This is a genomic window from Arthrobacter sp. yr096 (genome assembly GCF_900108925.1).
GTDB lineage: Bacteria > Actinomycetota > Actinomycetes > Actinomycetales > Micrococcaceae > Arthrobacter.
This window is the reverse complement of the sequence record NZ_FNYI01000008.1, coordinates 14710-36713: the sequence shown is the minus strand read 5'-3', so window position 1 is coordinate 36713 and position 22004 is coordinate 14710. Positions and strand designations below refer to the sequence as shown.

Sequence of the window (22004 nt, the reverse complement as noted above, 5' to 3'; positions counted from 1 at the left end):
CGCAGGAGTTTACGCCGGCCAGGTCTGCTGCCGGGACAACTGCTCCGTAAAGTCAGCCTCGGGCAACGGCTTGCCGAAGTAATACCCCTGCCCGCTGGTACACCCGATGCTCCGCAGGGCTTCGGCCTGCTCGGCGGACTCGATCCCCTCCCAGATCCCTTCCAGGCCACAAGAGCGGATGACTTCCTGGATTGCGGCCAGGAAGCTGAGCTGGGACGGGTCTTTGCCCAGGTCCTTCACGAACTGCCGGTCCACCTTCACGCGGTCCACGGGGAGTTTCCGCAGGTAGCCCATGGACGAGTAGCCGGCCCCGAAGTCGTCGATCTCCAGTCCAACGCCCAATCGGTGCAGGCTCGCCAAGGTGTAGCGGTCAAGCTCGTTGTTCTGGATGATGGCGCTCTCGGTCAGCTCCAGCACCAGCGATTCCGGAGGAAGGCTTTCCTCCGCCAACGCTTCACTGACGTCGTCCACGAACTCCAGGCTTTGCAGGTCCGCGGCGGAGACGTTGATGCGCATGGAGAAGGTGTGCTGCGCAGTGGCTGGGTTGTCGCGCCAATGCCGCAGCTGCCGCACAGCTGTGCGCAGGACCCATCTTCCCAATTCCGCGATGAGCCCGGTGGCTTCGGCCACCGGAATGAAGTGGTCGGGCATGATCAGCCCGTGGACGGGATGGTCCCAGCGGACCAGGGCCTCGCAGCCTTCGATTTTTCCTGTCGCAAGCTCCACGATCGGCTGGAAAAAGAGGACCAGTTGCTCAGAGCGGATGGCCTCACGGAGTTCGCCCACTATCTGCCGTTGAAGTTGCCTGGCGTGCAGCGTGGCGGGGTCGAACACTTTGAGCTTGTTCCGGCCCTCGCTTTTGGACTCATCGACGGCGAAATCGGCTTCCTGGAGCAGGTCCTCCACCGTGTGGTGCGGCTCGGCGATCCGCAGACCCATGCTGGCACCACAACGCACTGTGTTGTTTCCGAGGTCTATGTTGGGTTCCAGCGCGGCCAGGATGCGGTTCCCGACGGCGGTGGCCCGGGCTTGCGGGGTGGCGGGCAAGAGCACGGCGAACTCGTCGCCGCCCAGGCGGGTGACGACGTCGTTCTCCCGGACAGCGGACCGGACGCGCATCGCGACGGTGACCAGGACCTGGTCCGCGGCCGCGTGTCCGGCGGACTTCTTGAGCGCGTTGAACCCATCCAGGTTGAGGAGCAAAAGCGCAGGCTGCGGGGCGCCCCGGGCCGCGGCCACCTGCGCTTCCTGGAAGGCATTGACCAGCGCCGTGCGGTTACCCACGCCGGTGAGCGCGTCCGTGAGCGCTTCCCGGCGCTGTTCGTAGCGTGCTTGGTGGAGTTCCTGCATCAGGGCCTGGATGTGCCGTTCCAGCTTCCCTAGACGGGGATCCAGATGGGCAGGACTGTCAGGGGCCGTGCTGGTCACGATTCTGCCAGGCTTCGGAGCGTCGAGTCGGCTACGGCCTGCGGCTTGGAGACGGGATTGCGCCGTTCGTCCAGGAAGAGCCGGTAGGAGGCGATGTCCAGCCTGCCATCGGCCGCCACCTTGTTCCCGGCCCGGTACACGTGCGTGATCCAGGATCCTCCGAGGATCGCTTCAATCCACGCATCGCATTCGGCCAGCGGCAGGTGGACTCGGGTACCCGTGTTCCTGCGGTGGCCTGCGATGGACACCGTGATGCAGCTGCCCAGAAGTCCTTTGTCCGCGGTGAACCAGGCGAGGCCTTCCACGTCCGCCACAATGGTCAGGTTGGCGTTGCCGTCCTCCACTGACTGGACGGGGCCCATGCGGACCGATCGACGGTCAGCATTGAGCTGTGTGGGCGTTCCGGCCTTGTAAGGAGCGCTGGTGATGTTGTGCCGGAAAGCGGACAGCTCCTGCGTGTGCTGGATCTGGATCTTGGTGGTGAGTTCGTTGAAGGTCATGATCGTGCCTCATCCGCGATAATGGCCGCCTCCAGGCGGTCCGCTCCTACAATCCGGTTTCTTCCTTGAGCCTTGGCGCTGTAAAGGGCTGCGTCCGCTACCTCGATCATGAAGGTCAAATCTGCTCCTGCCGGGATGCTGGAGGTGACTCCATAGCTGATGGTGGGGAATGCGACGCCGTCCGGCGTCGGTGTAGCCGCCATGCGGCGGCTGATTTCGGTGGCTATGCTTTCGGCACGGTCCTGTGTGGCTCCGGGCAGGAAGAGGATGAATTCCTCGCCCCCGTAACGTCCGATCAGATCTGTTGACCTGACCGAAGCGGCACAGGCCTCAGCGAACGCCCTCAGTGCCACGTCTCCTGCCCCGTGACCGTATTCGTCATTGACGGCCTTGAAATGATCGAGATCTGCCAGCACCACGGCCGCGCCGGACCCCGTCGAGTGGAGCCGGTTGAGTTCTGTGGTGGCCAGGTCCAGGAAGGTTCCACGGTTGAGGAGGCCCGTCAGATGGTCGCGGGCCGCCCGTTCCTTGAGTCCCTTGATGAGTTGATCGCTGGTGAGGGCGGTCATGCTGAAGGACACGGTGACCAAAAGGACCATGGAGACCAGCCCGGATGGGCCGGGCCCAAAGTAGGTGCGGAAAGTTTCCCCGCCGGGGCCTTCCAGTACGTATACCACCCAGCGGCCCAAGTAGTAGGCAGCCAGGAGGCCAGCGGCCAGTGACAGCGCCTTGTGGACCTGGGAGTGCGAGGCCTTGATCAACCAGAGATCCTTCGCGGCAAGAGCGATGCCCGCCGTCATCATGGCCAGGTAGACCATCCCTCCGGACCAAACATTGGTGCCGGGGTTTTCCAGGATGGATGCCAAGGCCGTCACGGCCGGCCCAATGGCCAGCTGCCATGGCACCGCTTTAAGGTCGCGAAGGGAACGGGCCCCGGCCCAGACGCTGAAGGCTCCGGCCACCACCAGGACATTGCCCAGAGGGTTGGCCCATTGCTGGTGCGATGAACCATTGAGCAGGAAGGCTGCGTTGCCCACCATGAATTCCATCAAAGCCAGGCTCCACCAACCGGCGTACGGCGAGCGGGTGCGGTGGAAGGAGGTGCAGAACAACACCAAAAGGGTCACTGTGACCACGCCCAGGGCGACTCTTACTGAAAACGCATCGAGCACCATGTCCAACCCCCTCAGCTGGTCATCCTTCGGCCTTTGAGTCCAGTGTCTTGGTGGTTACTCAACCCGGATGCGGCATTTGCTCAAGATTCGCTCAAGATCCGGTGCTGGACCTCAACCCGCCCAGTGGCCGTCGTCGTGGTATTCCGCTTCCAGGCCGTGGGGAGTCTTCTCCCACTTGTGCGGGCTGGTGAGCATCTGCCAAGCCGCCCGCCAGGCGGCTACCGAGTGCAGCACCCAGTAGAAGGGGTTCAACAGCGCGAAAATGGCGATCCGCCAGCCATGGCGACGCAGGGTGGCAACGCCGGAAACGATGATCATCATGGCGTTGCCGAACAGCATGGACACCACGCCTCCCACCAACAGCCACTGGGGCAGGACCAAGCCCACAATGTCGTAACCGATGTAGGTGACCACGGTGAAGCCGACCACCAGCGGGTATGCCAGGAACGCGAGCGGTGTTCCCAGGATGAGGCCAAGGAAGCCGATGGTGCCGGCCACCCCGGTGCTCTTGATGTAGCGCAGCGAGTTTCTGGTGTTCACGGCGGAGGTCACCATGTACCCCTTGATCCAACGCGTGCGCTGCTTGATCCAGGCGGGCACCTGCGAGCACGCTTCTTCCCAGGTGGTGGAGTTGATGACGCCCACGCGGTATCCGTCCACGGCTGCCCGGAGGCCCAGGTCAGCGTCCTCGGTGACGTTCCACGGATCCCAGGCGCCCACTTCCTTGAGCAAGGAGGTGACGAAGTGGTTGGACGTACCGCCCAGCGGAAGCGGGATGCCGGAGTTGTCCAGGCCCGGGAGCATTGAGTCGAACCAGTGGGTGTACTCGATGGTGAACATCCTGGTGAGGACGTTTTGGTCTGCGTTGAAGTAGTTCAGCGCCGCCTGGACACAGATGAGCGGTTTGCGGTGGGGGTTGAGGTGCTGCCGTTCGAACTCATCCTGCTTGAACGCCGCGATGGACGCCCTGAGCTGGCCCGGGTCCGGCCGGTCCTCGGCGTCGTAGATCACCACGTACTCACCGCGGGCAAACGTCAGCCCGTAATTGCACGCACGGGGTTTGGTCTGGGGATCGCCCTTGGGCACGATGAGTATGCGGACATACTCCGGCGGCCGGGAAGCCTTGGCTGCCGCAATCGTCTCGGCATCGTCTTCTTCCAACAGGACCAGGACGTCCAGTTTGGAGCGCGGATAGTCCAGCTGCCCCAGGTTGCCCAGCAGTTTGTCGATGATGTTGGCTTCGCGGAAAACGGGCACCAGGATGGTGTAGACAGGCAGCTCGGAGTCGGGAATCCGTTCCTCTGCCAAGGGTGGAAGGCCACGGCGGGCGCGCTCCCTGTCCCGGGCTTTGGTGACTCCGGCCTGGTGCAGGTTGTCGAAGGGACGGCGCAGGCTTGCCAACGATTTGAAGCCGATGCTGACCAGGAAAACGATGTTGGCAGCGGCCAGCAGCACGATGATGGCCGTCAGTGCGGAGAGGACGAACGCGAGCACAAGCCCCGCGATCAGGACCACCGGAAGATAGCGCTGCCATCGGGTCAGGGCAGTACGCGCGGACTCTCCCGGCCGTTCCTCGGCCAGCCGTTCGGCGGACTCGTAGAGGAGGTGGCGGCGGAAGGAGCGCTGGATGGACTGGTTGATGTCCCAGTCCGTGGTGGTGCGGAACACCACGGACCCGGCGCCGAACGTCAGGGCAGCTTCATGCGCAATCGCCGCCGTGGGGGCCACCGCAGTGGCCACTGTCAGGACATCACCGTCCATCCGCCACGGCAGCCAGTGCGGCTCGCCCAGCTCGCTGTAACCGAGCAGCTCCATCAGCCGGTCATCGACGGGTTCGGCCACCAGATCCACCAGCGGGGCTTCCCACTGCTCGGCAAGGACTTCATAAATACGACGGCGGTCCAGCCCGGCTTCCAGTATGAGGTGCCGGCCCAGCAGACCCCCCTCGCTCGCTGCACGGTCCAGTGCACGCTGAATCTGTTCCGGGGTCACCAGCCCTGCAGCCAGAAGTGTCTGGCCGATGGACTGCCGGTTGTACTGCAGGTCCGCGGTGTGGGACGTGGGTGTCATGAGTCGGAGGACCTTTCATAGATCCGGTGGGTTGGCGTGGAGAACGCGACGGAATAGCGGACGTTGAAGGAGGGGTCCTTGATCATGGCCTGGTACACCAGGTCCGTGGGACCTGAATCCCGGGCACCCGTGCCTGCCTCGACGTTGACTAACACCCATTGTGCATACTTTGCGGGATCCTCCAGTGCGGGTCCAAAGTAGTCGCCGGAGGCTCGGTTGTAGATTTCCTTGAGCGGAATGCCCATCACCGGCAGCACGGCGTTTCCACGGGCACTTTCGTCCATCAGGATTCCACCGGACTGGTAGTGCTGGTTGAGCCAGCGGGCCGCCGCAGTGGAGTTGGCAGTGGATTCAGCGGACATTCTGCCTTCGGCCAGCACGGCAAGACGGCCTGTGGGATCCTCGTTCCACCACACGTTCTGCACCACGAGCCCGGCCAGCAAAGCGCCGATCAGCCATGGCCTGAGCCGCGCGGGCCGGGTGATTTCCTCAACGAACACGGCCACCAGGATGGCCACCAGCGGCAAGGCCGTCAGCGCGAAGCGGTTGTTCCACCACGTGGCCGGCAGCGAATGATCGTTGTTGATGGCCGTTTGCCCCAGGAACAGGCTCAGCAACGCGAAGGCATAGGCGCTGCCGGTCACCACCACCAGCAGGGTGCTGTTGGCGAAACCCCGCCTGAAGACGAGCACCACGGCACCACATGCCGCCAAGGCCAGAACAACCACGCCGGCCGTCTCCAGCAGCGACCAATGGAAAGTAGTCAGCGTGAGCCCAAGGTTTCCCTTGGTGGGCAACAGTCCGCCGTCGGTAATGTTTTTCTGCTGTGCGTAAGCGGAGTATTGCCCGAACATGAACTCCAGCGGGTTGCCGTAGATGGCCCAGTTGTAGGAAATCCACCAGAGCACGGCAGCTGCCGGGACCATCACGTAGCCGCCGGCCATGGTGAACGCCTCGCGCCATCCACCCGTACGGCGCTTGGCCACGATCAGCACAAAGAGGGTTCCGGTCATCACCAGAGCCCAGCCCTCATAGCGCGAGAGCACCGCTGCTGCAGACGGAATCCCCGCGAAGACAGCCAGCTCGCCGGCACTCATTCGACGGCGGCTGGTGGCCCAATGCGCCAGGCCGGCCATGCCGCCCACGATGCACATGATGAGCACCGGCTCAGTGAGAGCCGTGGTGTAGACGTACAGGACGGCGGGGTTGGCCAGGACCACCAGGGTGGTGGCAAGCCGCCCTGCCCGGCCCAATCCGAGGCGGGCAGCGATCAGGTACAGGCCGGTGGCGGTGGCGGACAATGCCAGGATGCCCAGGATTCCGGCGGCCCAACCGGTGCTGAACAGCCACATGTTCAGCACGAACGGTGCCAGCAGCAGGTGCGGCATGGGCAACCAGACCGTGCCCAGCTGTTCAAAGCCGGGCGCCTTGCTGTCGAAGATACGGCGCGCGATGGTGAGGTGGCTCTGGGCGTCGGAGTAATCCAGGTTGGTGCCATGGCCGATGGTGTAGAGGCACGCCAGGTATCCCACCACCAGGGCCGCCACGGCAACGATCCTGGTACCGGGAACCTTGCGGCCCACTACCGGAGCACCCAGCCGTTCCCAACCCGACGCCACCAGCGATGTCAGGGACCACAACGCCGGCTGCCGGTGGGCAGCCCGGCGGCGCGTGGCAACGCTAGTTGCCATGACCCGGTTCTGCCGGTTCGCTCGCCTTTTCCTCAGCATCCACGTACGCCTGAGCTTCCTTGGCGCGACGCCGCATGAGCACAGTCCTGAGGGCGAAAGCGAGGCCAAGCACCAGCACCGCTCCGCCGATCCACCAGGCGTAGGGCCGGTAGTCGTCCGTGACCGCTTTTTGGGGAACCAGCACGTTGCTTTCCAGCAGGACGGGCGTGCCCGAGGGCTGCGTCACCAGAAGGTTGCGGGACAGGGAGGCCCAACCACCTTCGACCCCGCCCACGTGGGTGGCCAGCGATGACTGCAGCACGGAGGCTGCTGCCGCGTCTCCCTCGGGCGCCCAGGCACCCAGGAGCAACAGATCGCGTCCGCCCTGCTCAAACGCTTCCAGCACGCCGAACGGTGCCGTGGTCCCCACGCCATATTCGACGTCGGAGGGCGAGATGGTGCGGAACTCGGCCAACCGCAGGGGTGCCGAGAGCTTGTTGGCCACCTCGGCGGTGGCTCCCACCACCAGCCCGGACTCACTGGAGCCGGCCAAGGCATCAAGGCCCAACACGCGGGTGTCCAGCAAGGTGGCACTGTCCCGCTGCAGGGACGCCACCAGGGAAGCTCCATTGACGGTGTTTGCCTGGGCGTTTCCGTCTCCGAAGGCCACCGGAACACTCTGGCCAAACGCCTGGGGGAAGCGTGCAAAGCCGGCCTTCGTGGAGCCGCCGCGAACAGCGGCCAGGGTGCTTCCCGCGGTGTCAAGGGTTACTTCCATGGGCATGACACCCGCAGGCCCGGTGCAATCACCGCCGGCCGGAAGGGCGGCAAGGCGAATCCGGAGGCCGTTCTTCGCCTGAAGCTGCCCGGCTGGAACGTCAGCGTCCACCGTGAAGGCGTCACCGCCGTCGAGGTTCTTGGAGCTGAGCAGGTAATCGTTCCAGAAGACCGAAATCTGGGCCTGGGCGTTGTCCGGAACTGCTGTGTGGGTGCCCTTGAGCTGGACCTTCACCGAGGAGACGGGGCCGCCGAACTGCGATTGCGTGACGCCTACGTAGGATTCCGGAGTCCCGTAGCCGGACAGCTTGAGCGTGGTGCTGCCCAGGTCCTTGAGGCTCTGGGTCAGGCCGGGGGCCGCGGGCAGGGCGGAGGTCAGACCGGTCACTGAAGAGGTCACTGCGAGCGCGGTCTTGTCGCTGGCGAGCGCGCGGGCTGCTGTGCGAAGCTCTTCATCGTGGCCGCTGAGGATGAGCTGGGGCAGGCCGGCAGCGGTGCCCAGCTTGGTGCTGATCCCGCCCTGATCGGCCACTACGCTGAGGATCCGGCTGCCGGCCGGGAGGCCTGCCGTGCGGGCCCCCACCTCGGCCTCAGGAACCACCGTGATGGCAGCGTCCGGGTAGCGCTGGGACATGGCGGCTGTCGCGGTCATGATGGCCGCGGAAACATCGGCGCCTGGATCCGCGGGGACGGGAAGCACGACGGCGGGGACGGACACCGGGAAGAACTCGCCCACCGTGGTGGGCACCGTGGCGGTGCCGCTGAAATCGACCACCAGGTTGGAGAGGGTGGCCGTGGCGTTGGAAACAACACACATGGTCTGGGTTGCCGGGACGAACTGCAGCCCCACTGTCAGTTGCTGGTTGGTGACGTCGGCGTTGCTGACCCTTGCGTCCAGGACAAGGTTCGCTGACGCGTTGGCTTCCAGGATGACCCTGCCGTTGACCGTTGCGCGGACCGTGCCTTCCGGCTTTCCGGACACTGAAATGGCCCCTTTCACCCGTGTGGGTTCCAGACCTGCCGTCACCGGCACCACCAGTGTCTGCTCATTTTGGCCGGCCAACGCAGAAACGCTGGAGGAGGTCTGCAGGGCAGATCCTTGCGAGGGCGCCGCGAGGGCTCCCGGAGCTGTGACGGCGGAAAGGGCCAGGGTTGCGGCGCACGCGACAATAACGGCCGCGGCACGCGATCGGGTACGGGATCGGGCAGGGGTGAGGGGCACGATGTCAGTCCTGAGTAACTAGCAGCGAATGAGTCTGTCAGCCGTTGTGGGCCAACCTCATAGACAATGCCGGGTGGAACTCAAGGCGCATTGCTGCGTTGGCTCAAGATTGACTCAAGATTGGCTCAAGACCCCTCTGCCCATATGCCTGTGACCTGCGGTGATAATGAATCATGTGGATCGGCTGGATTGAGTTCGACGTCCTTTTGGGCGACGTCCATAGTCTCAAGGAGAAGCGCTCGCTGATTCGGCCCTTGGTGGCCGAGCTGAAGCGGCGCTTCGATGTTTCTGCTGCCGAAACAGGCCTGCAGGACCAGCATCGGCGCGCTCTGATTGGGGTCGCCTTGGTGGCTCCGGACCACTCCCATCTTCAGCAAGTGCTCGACGCCGTTGAACGGTTTGTGGCGGCCCGTCCGGAGTTTGAGCTGCTCAGTGCACGGCAGCGGGTGCTGCACAGCGAGGACTAGTAGCCGATGACGGCCAAGCGTGTGGAGTCCAGGTGGGCGTCGATGGCTTGGTGGGCTGCTTCGAGGCTGCGGCTGCGGAGGGCATCGACGATCAACTGATGCTCCCTGAGGACGTCCCCCGCGCGGTCTGTTCCCTGGCTAACTGCCTTGACGCCGATCCTGAGTTGCTTTTGCCGGAGCGAAGCGTAGAAATCGGCCAGGACGGGATTCCCTCCGGCACGGACCATGAGGGTGTGGAACTCGGTGTCCAACTCGATGAACCGGGCTGGATCATCCTTGGCTTCCTGCTGCTGGTCAATGACTCGCTGGAAGGCATCGATCTGGGCGTCCAGCATGGTCTCCAGTGCGGAGACCGCCCATTTCTCCACAACGGACCTGGCTTGCAGGATGGCGCGAACGTCGGGATCGGAGATCGGCGGGACATAGGCGCCTTTGTGCGGGATCCGCTTGACGAACCCCTCAGCTTCGAGGCGCAGCAGGGCCTCACGCACAGGGGTTCGTGACGTGCCGGTGGTCTTGGCCAGGACTCCCTCGTTGAGAAAAGTCTCTTCCTCACGGGGCAGGGCTGCGATGTAGCTTTTCATCCACTGGTAGGCCACTTCTGGCTGCGACTGCGCAGCGGGGGTCATCTGGATCATGCAGAGCCTTTCTCGCGAAGCCCAGTATACGAGTTGTGTTCAGAAGCTGAGGGACGTTCGGAAAACTTCTGCTTCAAATATAGACAGGTTGTATACAACCCGTCTACAGTGATGTTCAGTGACTCCGCTCACGCATCGGAAAACCCCAATTTCCTGGGAGACCGGCCCTCTGACTCAACCGCAGCCCACGTCTCCCCCTCGCAAAGGATCCCCAGAATGACCGATTTGAAGAAAGCAGAACTGAGGCAGCAGAAGCACTCCAGCCTGCCCGTCGTGGCTGCTTCAAGCCTGGCCGGCACTGCCGTCGAATGGTACGACTTCTTTCTCTACGGCACGGCCGCCGCGCTGGTATTCAACAAGCTCTACTTCCCCACCGATGATCCCCTGGTGGGCACCATGCTGGCACTCGGAACGTTTGCTGCCGGCTTCCTGGCCCGTCCGATCGGTGCCATCGTCCTTGGCCATTTGGGCGACAAGCACGGTCGCCGCGCCACGCTGGTGGCCAGCCTGATGCTCATGGGCGTCGCCACCACCCTCATCGCCTTCATTCCCTCGTACGCCGCGATCGGCATTGCCGCTCCGTTACTGCTCTTGCTGCTTCGCTTGATCCAGGGATTTGCCCTCGGCGGCGAGTGGGGCGGGGCCGTCCTCCTCGTGTCCGAACACAGCAATGAAAGCGCCCGGCGCGCCTTCTGGGCCTCGTGGCCCAACATGGGCCCGCCCCTGGGCAACCTGATGGCAGCAGGTGTGCTGGCCGTACTGGCTGCCACCATCCCGGAGAGCGAGTTCCTGGCATGGGGCTGGCGCATCGCCTTCGGATTGTCTGCCCTGCTGGTGGTCATTGGCCTCGTCCTGCGGCTCTACGTTCAGGAAACCCCGCTGTTCAAGGAAGCACAGCGGAAGCGCGAAGCCGAAGGCAACAAGGAACGGAAGATGCCGCTGACCATCCTGTTCCGCCGCAACTGGCGTGAAATCCTCATCGCAACCGGCAGCCGGATGGGCGAGAACGCGGGCTTCTACATCTACTCGCTGTTCATCATCACCTACGTCACCCAGATCATGGGACTGCAGAGGCAGACCGGACTCACCGCCGTCATGATCGGCCAGGGCGTCGCCGTCGTCGCCATTCCCATCCTGGCGCTCTACGCGGACAAAGTGGGCCGCAAGCCCATCTTGATTGGCGCCTCGATTGCCACCATGGTGTGGGCGTTCGCGTTCTTCTTCCTCCTGAACACCGGCCAGCTGTGGGGCATCATCGCCGCCGCTGTTGGTGGATTGCTGATCTTCGCCGCCTACAGCTCGGTGATCGGAGCCTTCTTCTCCGAACTCTTCCCCACGGATGTGCGGTACAGCGGTACCTCGGTGTCCTACAACCTGGCCTCACTGATCGCCGGCTCCTTGTCCCCGATCATTGCCCTGGCCCTCTACAGCGCCTTCGGCACGGGCTATGCGATCGGCATCTACCTCGCCGCCATGGGCCTGATCTCCATGGTCTCGGTGATGTTCGCCAAGGAAACCAAAGGGCTGCGGCTCAGCGACCTGGACCAGCCCGCCTCTGAGAGTAAGGAACAAGCATGAGAATCGCCCTCGTCCAGGTGGCCAGCCCGGACCCTGAAACCCGTGAGGACCGGATCCACCGCATCGAAGCGATTCTTCGGGGCATCGACGGCGCCGATCTGATCGTCCTTCCGGAACTCTGGAGCGCCGGCTATTTCCACTTCGATGACTACGAAACTCTCGCGGAAACACTGGACGGCCCCACCGTCTCCATGTGCTCGCGGGTGGCAGCAGACCTGGGCGTTCATCTCCACCTCGGCAGCATCATCGAAGCCGGCCAGGATGGGCAGCTCAGCAATACCTCCATCCTGCTGGGACCGGACGGCAGCGTGGCCCACACGTACCGGAAGATCCACGTTTTCGGTTACAAGTCCAAGGAGGCCAGCCTCCTCACGGCAGGCTCCGCCCTTCCGGTGGCCCAGCTGCCGTTCGGTGCAGTTTCCGGGATCACCTGCTACGACCTCCGCTTCCCCGGATTGTGGATGGAGCTGAGCACCCGTGGCGCGGAAATCGTGATTGTCCCGGCAGCCTGGCCCGCAGCGCGACGCGAACACTGGCGCCTCCTCACCACTGCCCGCGCGGTGGAGCACCAGATCTTCGTGATCGCCTGCAACGCCGCCGGCACCCAGGAAGGCGTGGAACTCGGCGGACACAGCAGGGTGGTGGATCCGACGGGCACCGTCATCGCCGAGGCAGATGCCGGGGAGTCAGTGCTCATGGTGGACATCGATCCCGGCCAGGTCCACGCAGTCCGCACCGAGTTCCCCGTCATCGGCGACCGTCTCAGCAACTACCAAACGTTGACCGTCTAAGGAAGAACATGGAAACAACAAGGCAAGTCCCACTCACCTTCAGGGTGGTGGGCACCGACAAGACAATCGTGGTCTCGGATTTCCACGCAGTGGTGGCCGGCTACACAGGCCGGGACCCGAAGGCGGTCCAGCACCACATCGACGAACTGGCAGCCATCGGAGTGGCACCGCCACCCGAGGTTCCCATGTTCTACCGCATGGATTCGGACCTGTTCGAAACCTCCGGCGAGCATGACACCTCGGAGAACCTGACCTCCGGCGAGATCGAACCCCTCTACCTTCGCCACGACGGCCAGTATTACCTGGGCATCGGTTCGGACCACACGGACCGTGACATCGAGGCACGGGATATCGGGGACTCCAAGCGCGCCTGTCCCAAGCCAGTCGCAGGCGAGGTCATCGCGGTCGAATCCTTGGAGGACCTGGACCTCGATCAGTGCACCGCGCGCTCCTGGGTGGACGGGGAACTGTACCAGGAGGGTTCGCTGAGCGGCCTGCGCAAGCCGGCGGACGTCGTCGAGCGCCTCCTGGCCCGCACCGACATCGGCGACGCCGATTTCATGTGCCTCGGCGGCACCCTGCCGCTGCTGGACGGGAAGTTCGTGAACGGAACTTCCTGGAAGTTGGAGCTCTCCTTCCCGAATGGGACCACCATTGAACATAACTACAAAATCAAGAAAGGCTCACTTCGATGAGAACCGGTAAGCAGTATTTGAAGTCCCTGAACGACGGCCGGACAGTGATCCTCGATGGCGAGGTGGTCGGCAACGTCCTGGAACACCCGGCGTTCGCGAAGGTTGCCCGGACCATGTCAGAGCTGTTCGACATCGCAGCCGATCCCGCCAACGGCATGCAGTTCCATTCCGAGGAAATAGACGGACCAGCCAACCGCACGTTCGCCGCTCCCCGCACCCAGGAGGAACTGGTGCTGCGGCGCCAGGCAATCGAGAAGTGGGCCAAGCACACCCACGGCTGGGTGGGCCGGAGCCCGGACCACGTTGGTACGTTCTTCGCCGCGTTCGGCTCCCACCCGGATGTGTTCAAGAACGACGAGCGCGACTTCGCCGGCAACGTGGAGCGGTACTACAAGAAGATCCTGTCCGAGAATCTGTACCTGTCCTACGCGATCATTCCCCCGCAGGTCTCCCGCGCCACCACAGCGTCAGGGTGGGAAGGCGAATACCTGCAGGTGGGCGTCGTGCGTGAAACCGAGGAGGGCATCATTGTCCGCGGTTCGCAGATGCTCGCCACCGGCGCCGCAATCGCTGATGAAGTCTTTGTCACCTGCATCAAGCCGCTGGGGCCGGACGATGTTGACTTCGCCGTCAGCTTCGCCATCCCGGTAGCCACCGACGGCCTGAAGCTCTACTGCCGCCGCCCGTTCGCACCCGCCGCCACCAGCGACTTCGACTACCCGCTGACCAGCCACTACGACGAGCCGGATGCCCTGGTGGTCTTCGATGACGTCCTTATCCCGTGGGACCGCGTGTTCATCAACCGGAACATCGACACCCTGCGCCGCCAGTTCTTCGACACCGGCGCCCACGCCCTGGGCAACTGGCAAGCCCAGATCCGGTTCTCCACCAAGCTGAAGTTCATCGCCTCCGTGGCCCGCAAGGTCACCCAGGTGAACGGCACGGACAAGATCCCCGGTGTCCAGGAGAAGCTCGGCGAGCTCGCTGCGATTGTGCAGTCCGTTGAATCGGCCGTCCTCGCCGCGGAATACACGGCGACAACGGACGAGGCCGGCATGCGGATTCCTGGGAAGAGCGCACTGTACGGGGCCATGGGCCTGCAGTCCGAGACCTACCCCCGCGTGATCTCGATCCTCCGCGACCTGGTAGGTGGCGGCGTCCTGCAACTGCCCTCCAGCATCGCTGACATGACCAGCAGCGTCACCCGACCGGACATGGAACGCTATGTGCAGTCCCCCGGCGTCGCCAGCGAGGAACGGGTGAAGCTCTTCAAGTTGGCCTGGGACATCATCGGTTCCGAGTTCGCCGGCCGCCATCAGCAGTACGAAATGTTCTACGCCGGTGCACCGTTCGTTGTCCGCGGCGCCTACACCTACAGGAATTACGGCTACGACGCCCTGGTAGCGGAGCTGGACACGTTCCTCGGTTCCTACAGCATCCAGAGCACCACCGATTCGGAGGGAATCTGACCATGGCAAAGCCCGAATTCGAGTTCACCCCTGTTTCCTCGGTGGACTTCGCACCCTGTAACCCGCACATCGAGGGCCTGTCCGAGGCCATCCTCGCCCGGGATTCGGACAACGACAGCGTCACCCGGATCCTCAAGTTCGAGCCCGGCACGGACACCTCCCCCAACGGCGTCCTCACCCATGATTTCTGGGAAGAGGTCTTCATTTTCGAGGGCTCGTTCGTGGACCAGCGTCTCGGCAAAACCTTCAAAGCCGGCGACTGGGCCACCCGCCCGCCGGGCATGGAACACGGACCGTGGGTCTCGGAAAACGGCGCCAGGATGTTCGAAGTCCGGTACTACACGGATCCGGCACCAGCGGAGCGGAGCAACTGACATGAGCCTGGCACCAGCCTTCACCATCCCCGACGCCATGGGGATGCGCCGCGCCATGGGCCGCTTCCTCACCGGCGTCGCTGTGGTGACCACCCAGCACGAGGATGAGCAGTACGGGATGACCATCAGCTCGCTGACCTCCATCAGCCTGGAACCACCCATCCTGATGATCTCGCTGAACTTCGGCACCCGGACCGGAGAGGCACTGATGGAGAGCGGCAAATTCGCCGTGTCCATCCTCGGCGCCAAGCAGGAGTCAGTGGCCCGGCGGTTCGCAGTCCGTGGCGGCGACCGCTTCGGCGACGGCGACTTTGACATCACGGACAGCGGCCTGCCGGTCATCAAGGGCGCCCTCGCCCAGGCGGACTGCACCGTTGTGCAGCAGTACGACGTCGGAGATCACCAGGTTTTCTTCGGACAGGTCACCACGTGCCGGGACCGGGACGGCGAGGTGCTGGCATTCAAGGCAGGCCGCTTCGGCTCGTTCAGCGACTTCGGCCACGCAGAAATCCCCTGGATGTTCTGACGAGTGCTGAGTAGCGCTTAAAAGAGGCGGTGCCGGACTCCATGAGTCCGGCACCGCCTCTTTAACGCTCAGCTGGGCAACGGCCCCTTACGCGATGGTCAGCTCACCCATACGATCCCAGCCACTGCCTTCGAATTGCCGGCTGATGATGTGCGGCGTCTCCACCAGCGCCTGCGGCATGTCCGCCATGGCCTTCTTGAAGTGCCCGCTGTTGACGTGCGCCTCCGCCGCGTCGTCCTGGAAAGCCTCCACCAGCACGAACTCATTCGGGTTGTCCACGCTGCGGGACCAGTCGAACCACAGGTTGCCCGGCTCCGCACGGGTTGCCTCGGTGAAGTCGGCAACCAGGTCCAGCCACCGCTCGGACCAGTCGGGCTTGACGTTGAACTTGACCACAATAAAGATCACGGGCTGCTGCCTTTCGTTGCACTACAGATCCGTTCCATTCTGTCACTGCCGTTATCGCCCCTGCCTTAACGCCCGACGGCGGCCCGCACCACAAGGTGCGGACCGCCGTCGAACGCTGTTTTAGCGTGCCAGTGCTACTCAGGTGCCTGCTACTTTGAGGTGCCCTGCGAGACGGACCCCTGCAGCTGGCGCTGGAAGATCACGTAGACGATGAGTACCGGAATGACGGTGACGCTGACGGCTGCGAACAGCGCGCCATAGTCCACGGCATAGCCCATCTGGCCGGCGAAGGCCGCGAGTTCCTGGGAAAGGACGCGCGGACCGGCGGCGTTGATGGACACCGGAATCAGGAACTGGTTCCACAGGCCCAGGAAGTTGAAGATGGCAACCGAGGCGAGGCCCGGCTTGGCCATCGGCAGCATGACCTGGAAGAACGTCCGCCACTCCCCTGCTCCGTCCAGCGCTGCTGCCTCGGTGATTTCGTGCGGCAGCGACTTGAAGAAGGAGAAGAGGAAGAACACCGTGAACGGAAGCGCGAAGCCCACGTACACCAGGATGAGTCCCGGCAGGGTGTTCAGCAGTCCCATGTTCTTCAGGACGAAGAACAACGGCACCATGGCCAGGAAGATCGGGAACGTCAGTCCGGCCAGCATCAGGTAGTAGATGGCCCTGCTTCCCGGGAAGGTGTACCGGGCAAGAACGTAGGCACACATGGCGCCCAGGACCATGACGATCACCAAGGCCACAGCCACCACCAGCACGGAGTTAAGGAAGGCAGATCCAATGCCGGCCTCGCTCCATGCCTTGACGTAGTTATCCAGCTTCCATTCCGCAGGCAAGGCGAACGGCGAAGCGAAGATCTCGCTGGACGTCTTGAAGGAGGACATGAACGTCCACAGGAGCGGAAGGATGACGATGAGCGTCCAAATGGTCAGCGCCGTGTGTGAAACGGCTCCCACCACTTTGTCGCTGGTGGAGGTTGCCGGCGTCCGCGGTTGGAAGTGCAGCGACTTCCTTTCCGGAGTTGAGACTTTTGTTGTCATTACAGACTCACATCCTTATCTCCGCCGGTGAGCCGGTTGACCACGAATACCAAGCCGGAGAAGATCAGCGTTGCAACGGCCAACACAACACCCATGGCGCTGGCGAGTCCGAATTGTCCCTTGCTGAATGCGGTGAAGAACAGCTGCTGGGCCATAACCAAAGTGGAGTTGTCCGGCCCACCGCCCGAGTTGAGGGCAGCCATGTAAACGAACGCGTCCAAGGCCAGGATGCCCATGTAAATGTAGGCGGTCTGGATGTTGTCCCGGATCAGGGGGATGGTGATGGACACTGCGGTGCGGAAGCGACCCGCGCCATCGATCCTGGCGGCCTCAAAAAGCTCGGCAGGAATGCCCTTGATGCCGGCAACGAACAGGACCATGTAGAAGCCAACAAAGCCCCACACGATCACGAACATGGTGGCAATCATGGCGGTGTTCTTGTCGCCCAGCCAGGCAAAGTCCTTGAACTGGTCCATGCCCAGCCCGGTCAGGATGCCGTTCAGCAAGCCACCGGAGGGATCGTAGATCTGCCCCCACATGATGCCGATGGCGATAGCGGGGATGGTGTACGGGAAGAAAGACACCACACGGTAGAAGCTGGAGTTCCGCAGGCCCTTGATCTGGCCCTTGCTGCTGCCACCCACGGTCACCAAAGACGCCAGTATCAGGCTCAGGATAATAGTGATGATCGGCAGGAAGATGACCAGGAGGATGTTGTTCCCCATGGCCTTCATGAAGATATCGTCCGTAAAAATCTTGCTGTAGTTCTCAAGTCCGATGAAGTTCTGGGTGGGCGAAAACCCGGACCAGTCCGTCAACGAGTAACCAAAAGCCTGAATGAACGGCCAAATCACGAACAAGAGGTAGATCGCCAGCGGCAGTCCGAGGAACACCGCGAAGAAACTGACCTTGTCCCACGTCAATGGCTTCCGCCGCCGCTTGATGACCTGCGGTGGAGCCGTCGCCGGAACGACGGCGGCCAGGCCGTCGTCGTTCCGGCTCTGCTGAGTTTTCACTGAACTCACTTCACTTCGATCTTCTTGACCGAGCTGTCGTTGCGGACCTTGTCGGTGATGTTCTGCAGTGCGGAGGTCAGGGTAGCGACGTCCGACTTGCCGTCCAGGAAGCTGTTCCAGACAACCAGCTGATCCTTGTTGGTACCGTACAGGTCAATGAAGTTCCAGGTGAAGATATCCTCACCGGCATCGCCCAGCAGCTTGGTCTGCGAAACCAGCGCCGTGGAACCGAAGCCATCGGCCGGAACGGTGTCCTTGACGATGGTGGGAGCCAACTTGGTCTTGGCGAAGTTGGTGGCAGCTTCCTTGGAGAGCATGATGCGGAGCAGTTCCTTGCCACCGGCTGCGCTCTTGCCCTGCGACGGGACAATGAACGGCTCGCCGGCAGCGCTGTGGAGCGCGGTGTAGGGCATCTTGGGGCTTGCGCTCGCGGTGGGAACGGGTGCACCCATCATGTTGAAGCCGGACTTGGTCTGGTCCTTCATCTCGTTTTCGATCCACGAACCGGACGGGTAGAACACGGCCTCCTGGGCGTTGCTCCACTGTGCCTGGGCCGCAGTGAACTGCGTGCCGGAGCCGCCGGGCTTGAAGAAGCCTGCCTTGACGATCTTGTCCAGGGCGGTGAACACGGACTGGATAGCCGGGTGCGACCAAGCGTCTGCCTTGAGGTTCTCCAGACCGAGGCGGACGTCGTCGCCACCTTCCTTGATAGCGGAGGCGATGGCCATTTCCTGGTAATACGTGGCCGCTTCCTTGCCCCACACGAACAGGTACTTGCCCTTGGCCTTCGCCTGCTCGCCCAGTGCGTACATTTCATCCCAGGTCTTGGGAACGGTCCAGCCGTTTTCCTTGAGCAGGGAATCGGAGTACCACATGGCGTAGACGGTCAGCACGTAGTTCAGGGCTGCCAACTTGCCATCGAAGGTGCCTGGAGCCAGTACGCCGGTGTACAGGGTGTCCTTGATGACCTTGCCCTCGAGGTTCTTTGCCTCCACAAGGGGGGTGAGGTCTTCGAGCTGGGCAAGGATGGTGCTGAAGCCGATGGCCTTGGCACCGGAGTTGTCGATCAGGTCCGGCGGGTTGCCGCCAACGAAGCGCGGCTGGAGCTCCTGGGCAATGTCTGTGGACGGGGAAATCTTGGCGGTGGAGCCCTCGTGGGTCTTTTCGAAGATCTTGCCTGCGAACTCGACGTAGTCGATGCCGTAGCCGCCCTTGAAGATGACGGCGTCGATGGTGGCCTTGTCTGCCATGCCGAACGGGTTGGTGTCGGAGACGGTGCCCGTGGGACCGGTGGTGGTTGTACCGCCACCTGCAGCACAGGATGCAATGGTTCCCCCCATGGGCACGAGCACTGCTGCTGCGAGTGCTCCGCGCAGGAATCCACGGCGACCGACGGACTGGTGCTGAACGTTCATTTCTAAACCCTCCAGTGACTCGTAGTGTCGACTGTTTCGGCGGGAAAGCCGTTCAGTCAGACAGTCTGGGTTGGCGCTCTGGCAGCACCAACCTTCTGTGACATAATTCACCACGAATGATTGAAAATCAATATTTCGCGGCAGTTTCGATCAACATTTGTCAAAGCGTGATCTTTCTACGGACCTTCGGCGAGTGCTTCTCCGCACTCAGTGATCGCTTCCCGGGCTGATGCCCTTTGCCGCTCAGTTCCCAGTCGTTCCGCCCATTGTTCGGCCAATTGGAACTCCACCATGGCCTCCGTGAGCCGGTTTTTACCCCTCAGAAACGTGCCCAGGCTTGCGTGCAAAGCAATCATCCAGCCTTTGGTTCGATCATCATGGGCTATGGAGGCATATTCGAGCGCACTGCGCATCCACACCTCGGCGTTTGCCTCGTCCGCGATGGACAGCATGTGGAGGGCGTCCACCGCCAGGAATTCCTCACCAAGGTGGTCCGCCAACTCAGCCGCTTGTTCCAGGAGAGGCACAGCCATGGGAGCACGTCCGCCGGAGTTCAAAACCCGGCCGCGCTCCAGGAGGATGCGCACGCCTACTGTCGGCTCGTCGTCGTCAATGTTGTCCAGCAGCGCATCGGCTTCTTCGAAGCGGCCTTGCAAACCGATGGCCCGCCCAAGTTGGGTTGCCAGCTCAGCGCGCTCATCGGCGTCGTAAGTGTTCTCGATCATTGCGGCGCGAAAGGTGGCCTCCGAGGCTGCCGGATCGCGAAAGTTCCATAGGTGGTCCAGTGTTTTCTGATCCAGCATCAAACCGCTCCTGACCAGCCCGTAGCTGAGGTCTTTAGGTATGCAGTATCAATCTAGTCCCATGTCAGCGCCGTGGGGAGGTGTTCGTGGGCGTGTCAGCCGCCCTTGGGATTGGTGAGTCTGGCCCACCCCAGCTGCTCCTGTTGCTTGCGGCTCAGGGTGGCCACCACCAGGTCATAGGAGTCCTCCACCATGTCCCTGACCATGTCATCGGGCAGGCCACCATCAAGCCGGACGCCGTTCCAGTGGGTCTTGTTCATGTGCCAGGCACCGGTGATTTCGGGGTGGGCTGCGCGGAGCTGCTCGGCCAAGGCAGGCTCGCATTTGAGGCTCACAGACCAGTCATCCGGATCCATGGAGGACAGCGCGAACATCTTCGACTCATGGCGGGCACCACCGGCGACGGCGGCACGCACCTTGAACACCGACGTCTCGGGGCCGAACGGAAAATCCTCGAAGGCACCGGGAAAGCCCAGGCAAATCTCGCGGAGACGGGAAACATCCATGGAGCGAGCCTACTGGCGGTCCATGCCGGGGGTCACGCTTACGCCACGCCCAGGAAGTCCTCCAGCAACACCACTTCCAGCCCTGCAGCAAGCTGGGCAGCACGGAAAGCAGCCAGGTCCGCGGCAAACTCGGCGCGGAAATGCATCAGGACGATGTCGCCTGGGCGCAGCGAGTTGCCCACCTGATAGTCCATCTTTCCTGCGTTGGCCTTGGCTTCCCACGTGATGATCGCCTTCATCCCAGCGGCAGCCACGGCCTGGCGCATCACGGTGGAGTACGCACCACCCGGGGGCCGGAACAGTGTGGGGCGGCGCCCGTAGTGCTGCAAGGCGTACTCCTGCATGCCCAGCATGTCGTTCAGTTGCTGCTGGTAACCCCACTGCCGCACCATGTTGATGTTGTGCGTCACGGTATGGTTTTCCACCAGGCTGCCCTGGGCCTTGAAGTCGTTGAAAAAGGCCGGGTTGTCCGCGATGGTGTCCTTGGTCAGGAACAGGGATGCCGGGTAGTCGTATTCGGCCATGAGCTTCACCGATTCCGGCGTTTTGATGTTGCCGTCGTCAATGGTCAGAAACACCACCGGGTGCTTGGTCGGGATCCTGGTGATGACCGGTGCGAGTCCCCCAACGATCGGCGGCAACTGGTAGTCCGGGATGAACGTGCGGCGGATGCGCTTGGTGGGGATTGGCGTAGGAGTAGCGGTAGCAACCTGTGAGCCGCCCGCGGCACTGGGCGTCAGCGCCGGCGTCGAACTTTCAAGGCTGGCGGAACCCTCGGAGCCTTCGGCGGCAGTGCACGCCGTCAACCCGGCAACCACAGAGGCGCCCATGACTCCGAAGATGGCCCGTCTGCTGGGAGTGGAAAATGGCACCGCAGATTGGCCGCCGAACATGGCTGTCCCCCAAGACTCAAGAAATGATTCAGCTGAAATCTAGCAGAGGAAAGCGCCGGGGAATTACAGGCCGTAATGCCAGCCTTCGCGCGCCGGGCAGGAGTTCACCACCACGTCGAGTCCTGCGTCCTTGGCACGCTGGGTTGCTTCGTCATCGAACACGCCCAGCTGCAGCCAGACCGCCTTGGCACCGATCGCAATCGCCTGGTCGATGACGGCTCCGACGCGTTGGGAGTTCACGAAGCAATCCACTACGTCGATGGGGTGCTTCGCCGCAGGGATGTCAGCCAAGGTTTTGTACCCTTTTTCGCCGTGAACGTCCTCGCCCTTGAGGTTCACCGGGATGATCTCCATGCCCATGGTGTCGCGGACATAGAGCGCCACCTCGTACGCGGAACGCCACTGGTTGGTACTCAGGCCAACCACGGCCCATGTGCCTTTTGTTCGCATCAACCGCTCCACGACGGCTGGATCGTTGACATGCATCATCACCCAAGCCTACTCCTGCACCCCCACAGCCGGATTGACCGAATAATCTGC

22 protein-coding genes are annotated in these 22004 nt (G+C 62.9%); 7 read left to right on the top strand and 15 right to left on the bottom strand.

What is annotated here, in order from left to right:
- Positions 1-9: 9 nt before the first annotated feature.
- From BMY91_RS18490 to BMY91_RS18465, 6 genes are all read right to left on the bottom strand, one after another.
- On the bottom strand, positions 10-1428 hold the full coding sequence (locus BMY91_RS18490) for a putative bifunctional diguanylate cyclase/phosphodiesterase (RefSeq protein WP_256212824.1): 1419 nt from the start codon (positions 1426-1428) through the stop codon (positions 10-12).
- Complete coding sequence (locus BMY91_RS18485) at positions 1425-1928, bottom strand: hypothetical protein (RefSeq protein ID WP_090824604.1); 504 nt, start codon at positions 1926-1928, stop codon at positions 1425-1427. Before BMY91_RS18485 ends, BMY91_RS18490 begins: the two co-directional genes overlap by 4 nt.
- Complete coding sequence (locus BMY91_RS18480) at positions 1925-3103, bottom strand: GGDEF domain-containing protein (protein WP_090824602.1); 1179 nt, start codon at positions 3101-3103, stop codon at positions 1925-1927. The genes BMY91_RS18485 and BMY91_RS18480 overlap by 4 nt, the downstream gene beginning before the upstream one ends.
- Before the next feature lie 111 nt (positions 3104-3214).
- Positions 3215-5173, bottom strand: a complete 1959-nt coding sequence (locus tag BMY91_RS18475; RefSeq protein ID WP_090824600.1) for a glycosyltransferase family 2 protein — start codon at positions 5171-5173, stop codon at positions 3215-3217.
- Positions 5170-6864, bottom strand: a complete 1695-nt coding sequence (locus tag BMY91_RS18470; RefSeq protein WP_090824598.1) for an ArnT family glycosyltransferase — start codon at positions 6862-6864, stop codon at positions 5170-5172. The genes BMY91_RS18475 and BMY91_RS18470 overlap by 4 nt, the downstream gene beginning before the upstream one ends.
- A complete protein-coding gene (locus BMY91_RS18465) occupies positions 6854-8842 on the bottom strand; it encodes a cellulose biosynthesis cyclic di-GMP-binding regulatory protein BcsB (RefSeq protein ID WP_090824596.1) in 1989 nt (662 codons plus the stop codon). The genes BMY91_RS18470 and BMY91_RS18465 overlap by 11 nt, the downstream gene beginning before the upstream one ends.
- A 173-nt stretch (positions 8843-9015) precedes the next feature.
- Between BMY91_RS18465 and BMY91_RS18460 the strand changes: the two genes are divergently transcribed.
- Positions 9016-9309, top strand: a complete 294-nt coding sequence (locus tag BMY91_RS18460; RefSeq protein ID WP_090824595.1) for a DUF503 domain-containing protein — start codon at positions 9016-9018, stop codon at positions 9307-9309.
- Here BMY91_RS18460 and BMY91_RS18455 read toward each other — a convergent pair.
- A complete protein-coding gene (locus BMY91_RS18455; RefSeq protein ID WP_090824594.1) occupies positions 9306-9947 on the bottom strand; it encodes a GntR family transcriptional regulator in 642 nt (213 codons plus the stop codon). The two genes, BMY91_RS18460 and BMY91_RS18455, sit on opposite strands and share 4 nt — an antisense overlap.
- A 216-nt stretch (positions 9948-10163) precedes the next feature.
- Between BMY91_RS18455 and BMY91_RS18450 the strand changes: the two genes are divergently transcribed.
- The 6 genes from BMY91_RS18450 to BMY91_RS18425 are packed head-to-tail and all read left to right on the top strand — an operon-like array spanning position 10164 to position 15380.
- Positions 10164-11525 carry an MFS transporter gene (locus tag BMY91_RS18450; RefSeq protein ID WP_090824592.1) on the top strand — a complete coding sequence of 454 codons (1362 nt, stop codon included), beginning with the start codon at positions 10164-10166 and terminating at the stop codon, positions 11523-11525.
- The gene (locus BMY91_RS18445) at positions 11522-12316 is read left to right on the top strand and encodes a carbon-nitrogen family hydrolase (protein ID WP_090824591.1); all 795 of its coding nucleotides are present in this window, start codon (positions 11522-11524) and stop codon (positions 12314-12316) included. The genes BMY91_RS18450 and BMY91_RS18445 overlap by 4 nt, the downstream gene beginning before the upstream one ends.
- Positions 12317-12324: 8 nt before the next feature.
- The gene (locus BMY91_RS18440; protein ID WP_090824589.1) at positions 12325-13011 is read left to right on the top strand and encodes a DUF2848 family protein; all 687 of its coding nucleotides are present in this window, start codon (positions 12325-12327) and stop codon (positions 13009-13011) included.
- Positions 13008-14480 (top strand): 4-hydroxyphenylacetate 3-hydroxylase family protein, encoded by a 1473-nt coding sequence (locus tag BMY91_RS18435; RefSeq protein ID WP_090824587.1) that lies wholly within the window; start codon positions 13008-13010, stop codon positions 14478-14480. The genes BMY91_RS18440 and BMY91_RS18435 overlap by 4 nt, the downstream gene beginning before the upstream one ends.
- A 2-nt stretch (positions 14481-14482) precedes the next feature.
- The gene (locus tag BMY91_RS18430) at positions 14483-14854 is read left to right on the top strand and encodes a cupin domain-containing protein (protein ID WP_090824585.1); all 372 of its coding nucleotides are present in this window, start codon (positions 14483-14485) and stop codon (positions 14852-14854) included.
- Between the two features lies 1 nt (position 14855).
- On the top strand, positions 14856-15380 hold the full coding sequence (locus BMY91_RS18425) for a flavin reductase family protein (protein WP_090824583.1): 525 nt from the start codon (positions 14856-14858) through the stop codon (positions 15378-15380).
- 87 nt (positions 15381-15467) lie between these two features.
- Here BMY91_RS18425 and BMY91_RS18420 read toward each other — a convergent pair whose 3' ends face one another.
- The 8 genes from BMY91_RS18420 to BMY91_RS18385 form a co-directional block, all read right to left on the bottom strand.
- On the bottom strand, positions 15468-15788 hold the full coding sequence (locus BMY91_RS18420) for a putative quinol monooxygenase (protein WP_090824581.1): 321 nt from the start codon (positions 15786-15788) through the stop codon (positions 15468-15470).
- Positions 15789-15937: 149 nt separating this feature from the next.
- A complete protein-coding gene (locus BMY91_RS18415) occupies positions 15938-16831 on the bottom strand; it encodes a carbohydrate ABC transporter permease (protein WP_090824579.1) in 894 nt (297 codons plus the stop codon).
- A complete protein-coding gene (locus tag BMY91_RS18410) occupies positions 16831-17847 on the bottom strand; it encodes a carbohydrate ABC transporter permease (protein ID WP_090824858.1) in 1017 nt (338 codons plus the stop codon). Before BMY91_RS18410 ends, BMY91_RS18415 begins: the two co-directional genes overlap by 1 nt.
- A 5-nt stretch (positions 17848-17852) precedes the next feature.
- Complete coding sequence (gene ngcE, locus BMY91_RS18405) at positions 17853-19262, bottom strand: N-acetylglucosamine/diacetylchitobiose ABC transporter substrate-binding protein (protein WP_090824577.1); 1410 nt, start codon at positions 19260-19262, stop codon at positions 17853-17855.
- A 176-nt stretch (positions 19263-19438) separates the two neighbouring features.
- Entirely contained in the window at positions 19439-20065 is a 627-nt protein-coding gene (locus tag BMY91_RS18400) for a hypothetical protein (protein ID WP_090824576.1), read from the bottom strand.
- A 95-nt stretch (positions 20066-20160) separates the two neighbouring features.
- Positions 20161-20571, bottom strand: coding sequence for an MmcQ/YjbR family DNA-binding protein (locus BMY91_RS18395; RefSeq protein ID WP_090824574.1), 411 nt, complete (start codon positions 20569-20571; stop codon positions 20161-20163).
- 38 nt (positions 20572-20609) lie between these two features.
- Complete coding sequence (locus BMY91_RS18390) at positions 20610-21464, bottom strand: polysaccharide deacetylase family protein (protein ID WP_090824572.1); 855 nt, start codon at positions 21462-21464, stop codon at positions 20610-20612.
- 63 nt (positions 21465-21527) lie between these two features.
- Positions 21528-21953: a CoA-binding protein gene (locus tag BMY91_RS18385; protein ID WP_090824570.1), complete on the bottom strand. Its 426-nt coding sequence runs from the start codon at positions 21951-21953 to the stop codon at positions 21528-21530.
- Between the last annotated feature and the right edge of the window lie 51 nt (positions 21954-22004).

Coding starts and splice junctions, on each gene's coding strand:
- BMY91_RS18440 (WP_090824589.1), top strand. CDS start 12,325: ATGGAAACAACAAGGCAAGTCCCACTCACCTTCAGGGTGGTGGGCACC.
- BMY91_RS18390 (WP_090824572.1), bottom strand. CDS start 21,464: ATGTTCGGCGGCCAATCTGCGGTGCCATTTTCCACTCCCAGCAGACGG.
- BMY91_RS18385 (WP_090824570.1), bottom strand. CDS start 21,953: ATGATGCATGTCAACGATCCAGCCGTCGTGGAGCGGTTGATGCGAACA.
- BMY91_RS18480 (WP_090824602.1), bottom strand. CDS start 3,103: ATGGTGCTCGATGCGTTTTCAGTAAGAGTCGCCCTGGGCGTGGTCACA.
- BMY91_RS18460 (WP_090824595.1), top strand. CDS start 9,016: ATGTGGATCGGCTGGATTGAGTTCGACGTCCTTTTGGGCGACGTCCAT.
- BMY91_RS18445 (WP_090824591.1), top strand. CDS start 11,522: ATGAGAATCGCCCTCGTCCAGGTGGCCAGCCCGGACCCTGAAACCCGT.
- BMY91_RS18475 (WP_090824600.1), bottom strand. CDS start 5,173: ATGACACCCACGTCCCACACCGCGGACCTGCAGTACAACCGGCAGTCC.
- BMY91_RS18415 (WP_090824579.1), bottom strand. CDS start 16,831: ATGACAACAAAAGTCTCAACTCCGGAAAGGAAGTCGCTGCACTTCCAA.
- ngcE (WP_090824577.1), bottom strand. CDS start 19,262: ATGAACGTTCAGCACCAGTCCGTCGGTCGCCGTGGATTCCTGCGCGGA.
- BMY91_RS18435 (WP_090824587.1), top strand. CDS start 13,008: ATGAGAACCGGTAAGCAGTATTTGAAGTCCCTGAACGACGGCCGGACA.
- BMY91_RS18485 (WP_090824604.1), bottom strand. CDS start 1,928: ATGACCTTCAACGAACTCACCACCAAGATCCAGATCCAGCACACGCAG.
- BMY91_RS18430 (WP_090824585.1), top strand. CDS start 14,483: ATGGCAAAGCCCGAATTCGAGTTCACCCCTGTTTCCTCGGTGGACTTC.
- BMY91_RS18450 (WP_090824592.1), top strand. CDS start 10,164: ATGACCGATTTGAAGAAAGCAGAACTGAGGCAGCAGAAGCACTCCAGC.
- BMY91_RS18470 (WP_090824598.1), bottom strand. CDS start 6,864: ATGGCAACTAGCGTTGCCACGCGCCGCCGGGCTGCCCACCGGCAGCCG.
- BMY91_RS18400 (WP_090824576.1), bottom strand. CDS start 20,065: ATGCTGGATCAGAAAACACTGGACCACCTATGGAACTTTCGCGATCCG.
- BMY91_RS18425 (WP_090824583.1), top strand. CDS start 14,856: ATGAGCCTGGCACCAGCCTTCACCATCCCCGACGCCATGGGGATGCGC.
- BMY91_RS18455 (WP_090824594.1), bottom strand. CDS start 9,947: ATGATCCAGATGACCCCCGCTGCGCAGTCGCAGCCAGAAGTGGCCTAC.
- BMY91_RS18395 (WP_090824574.1), bottom strand. CDS start 20,571: ATGGATGTTTCCCGTCTCCGCGAGATTTGCCTGGGCTTTCCCGGTGCC.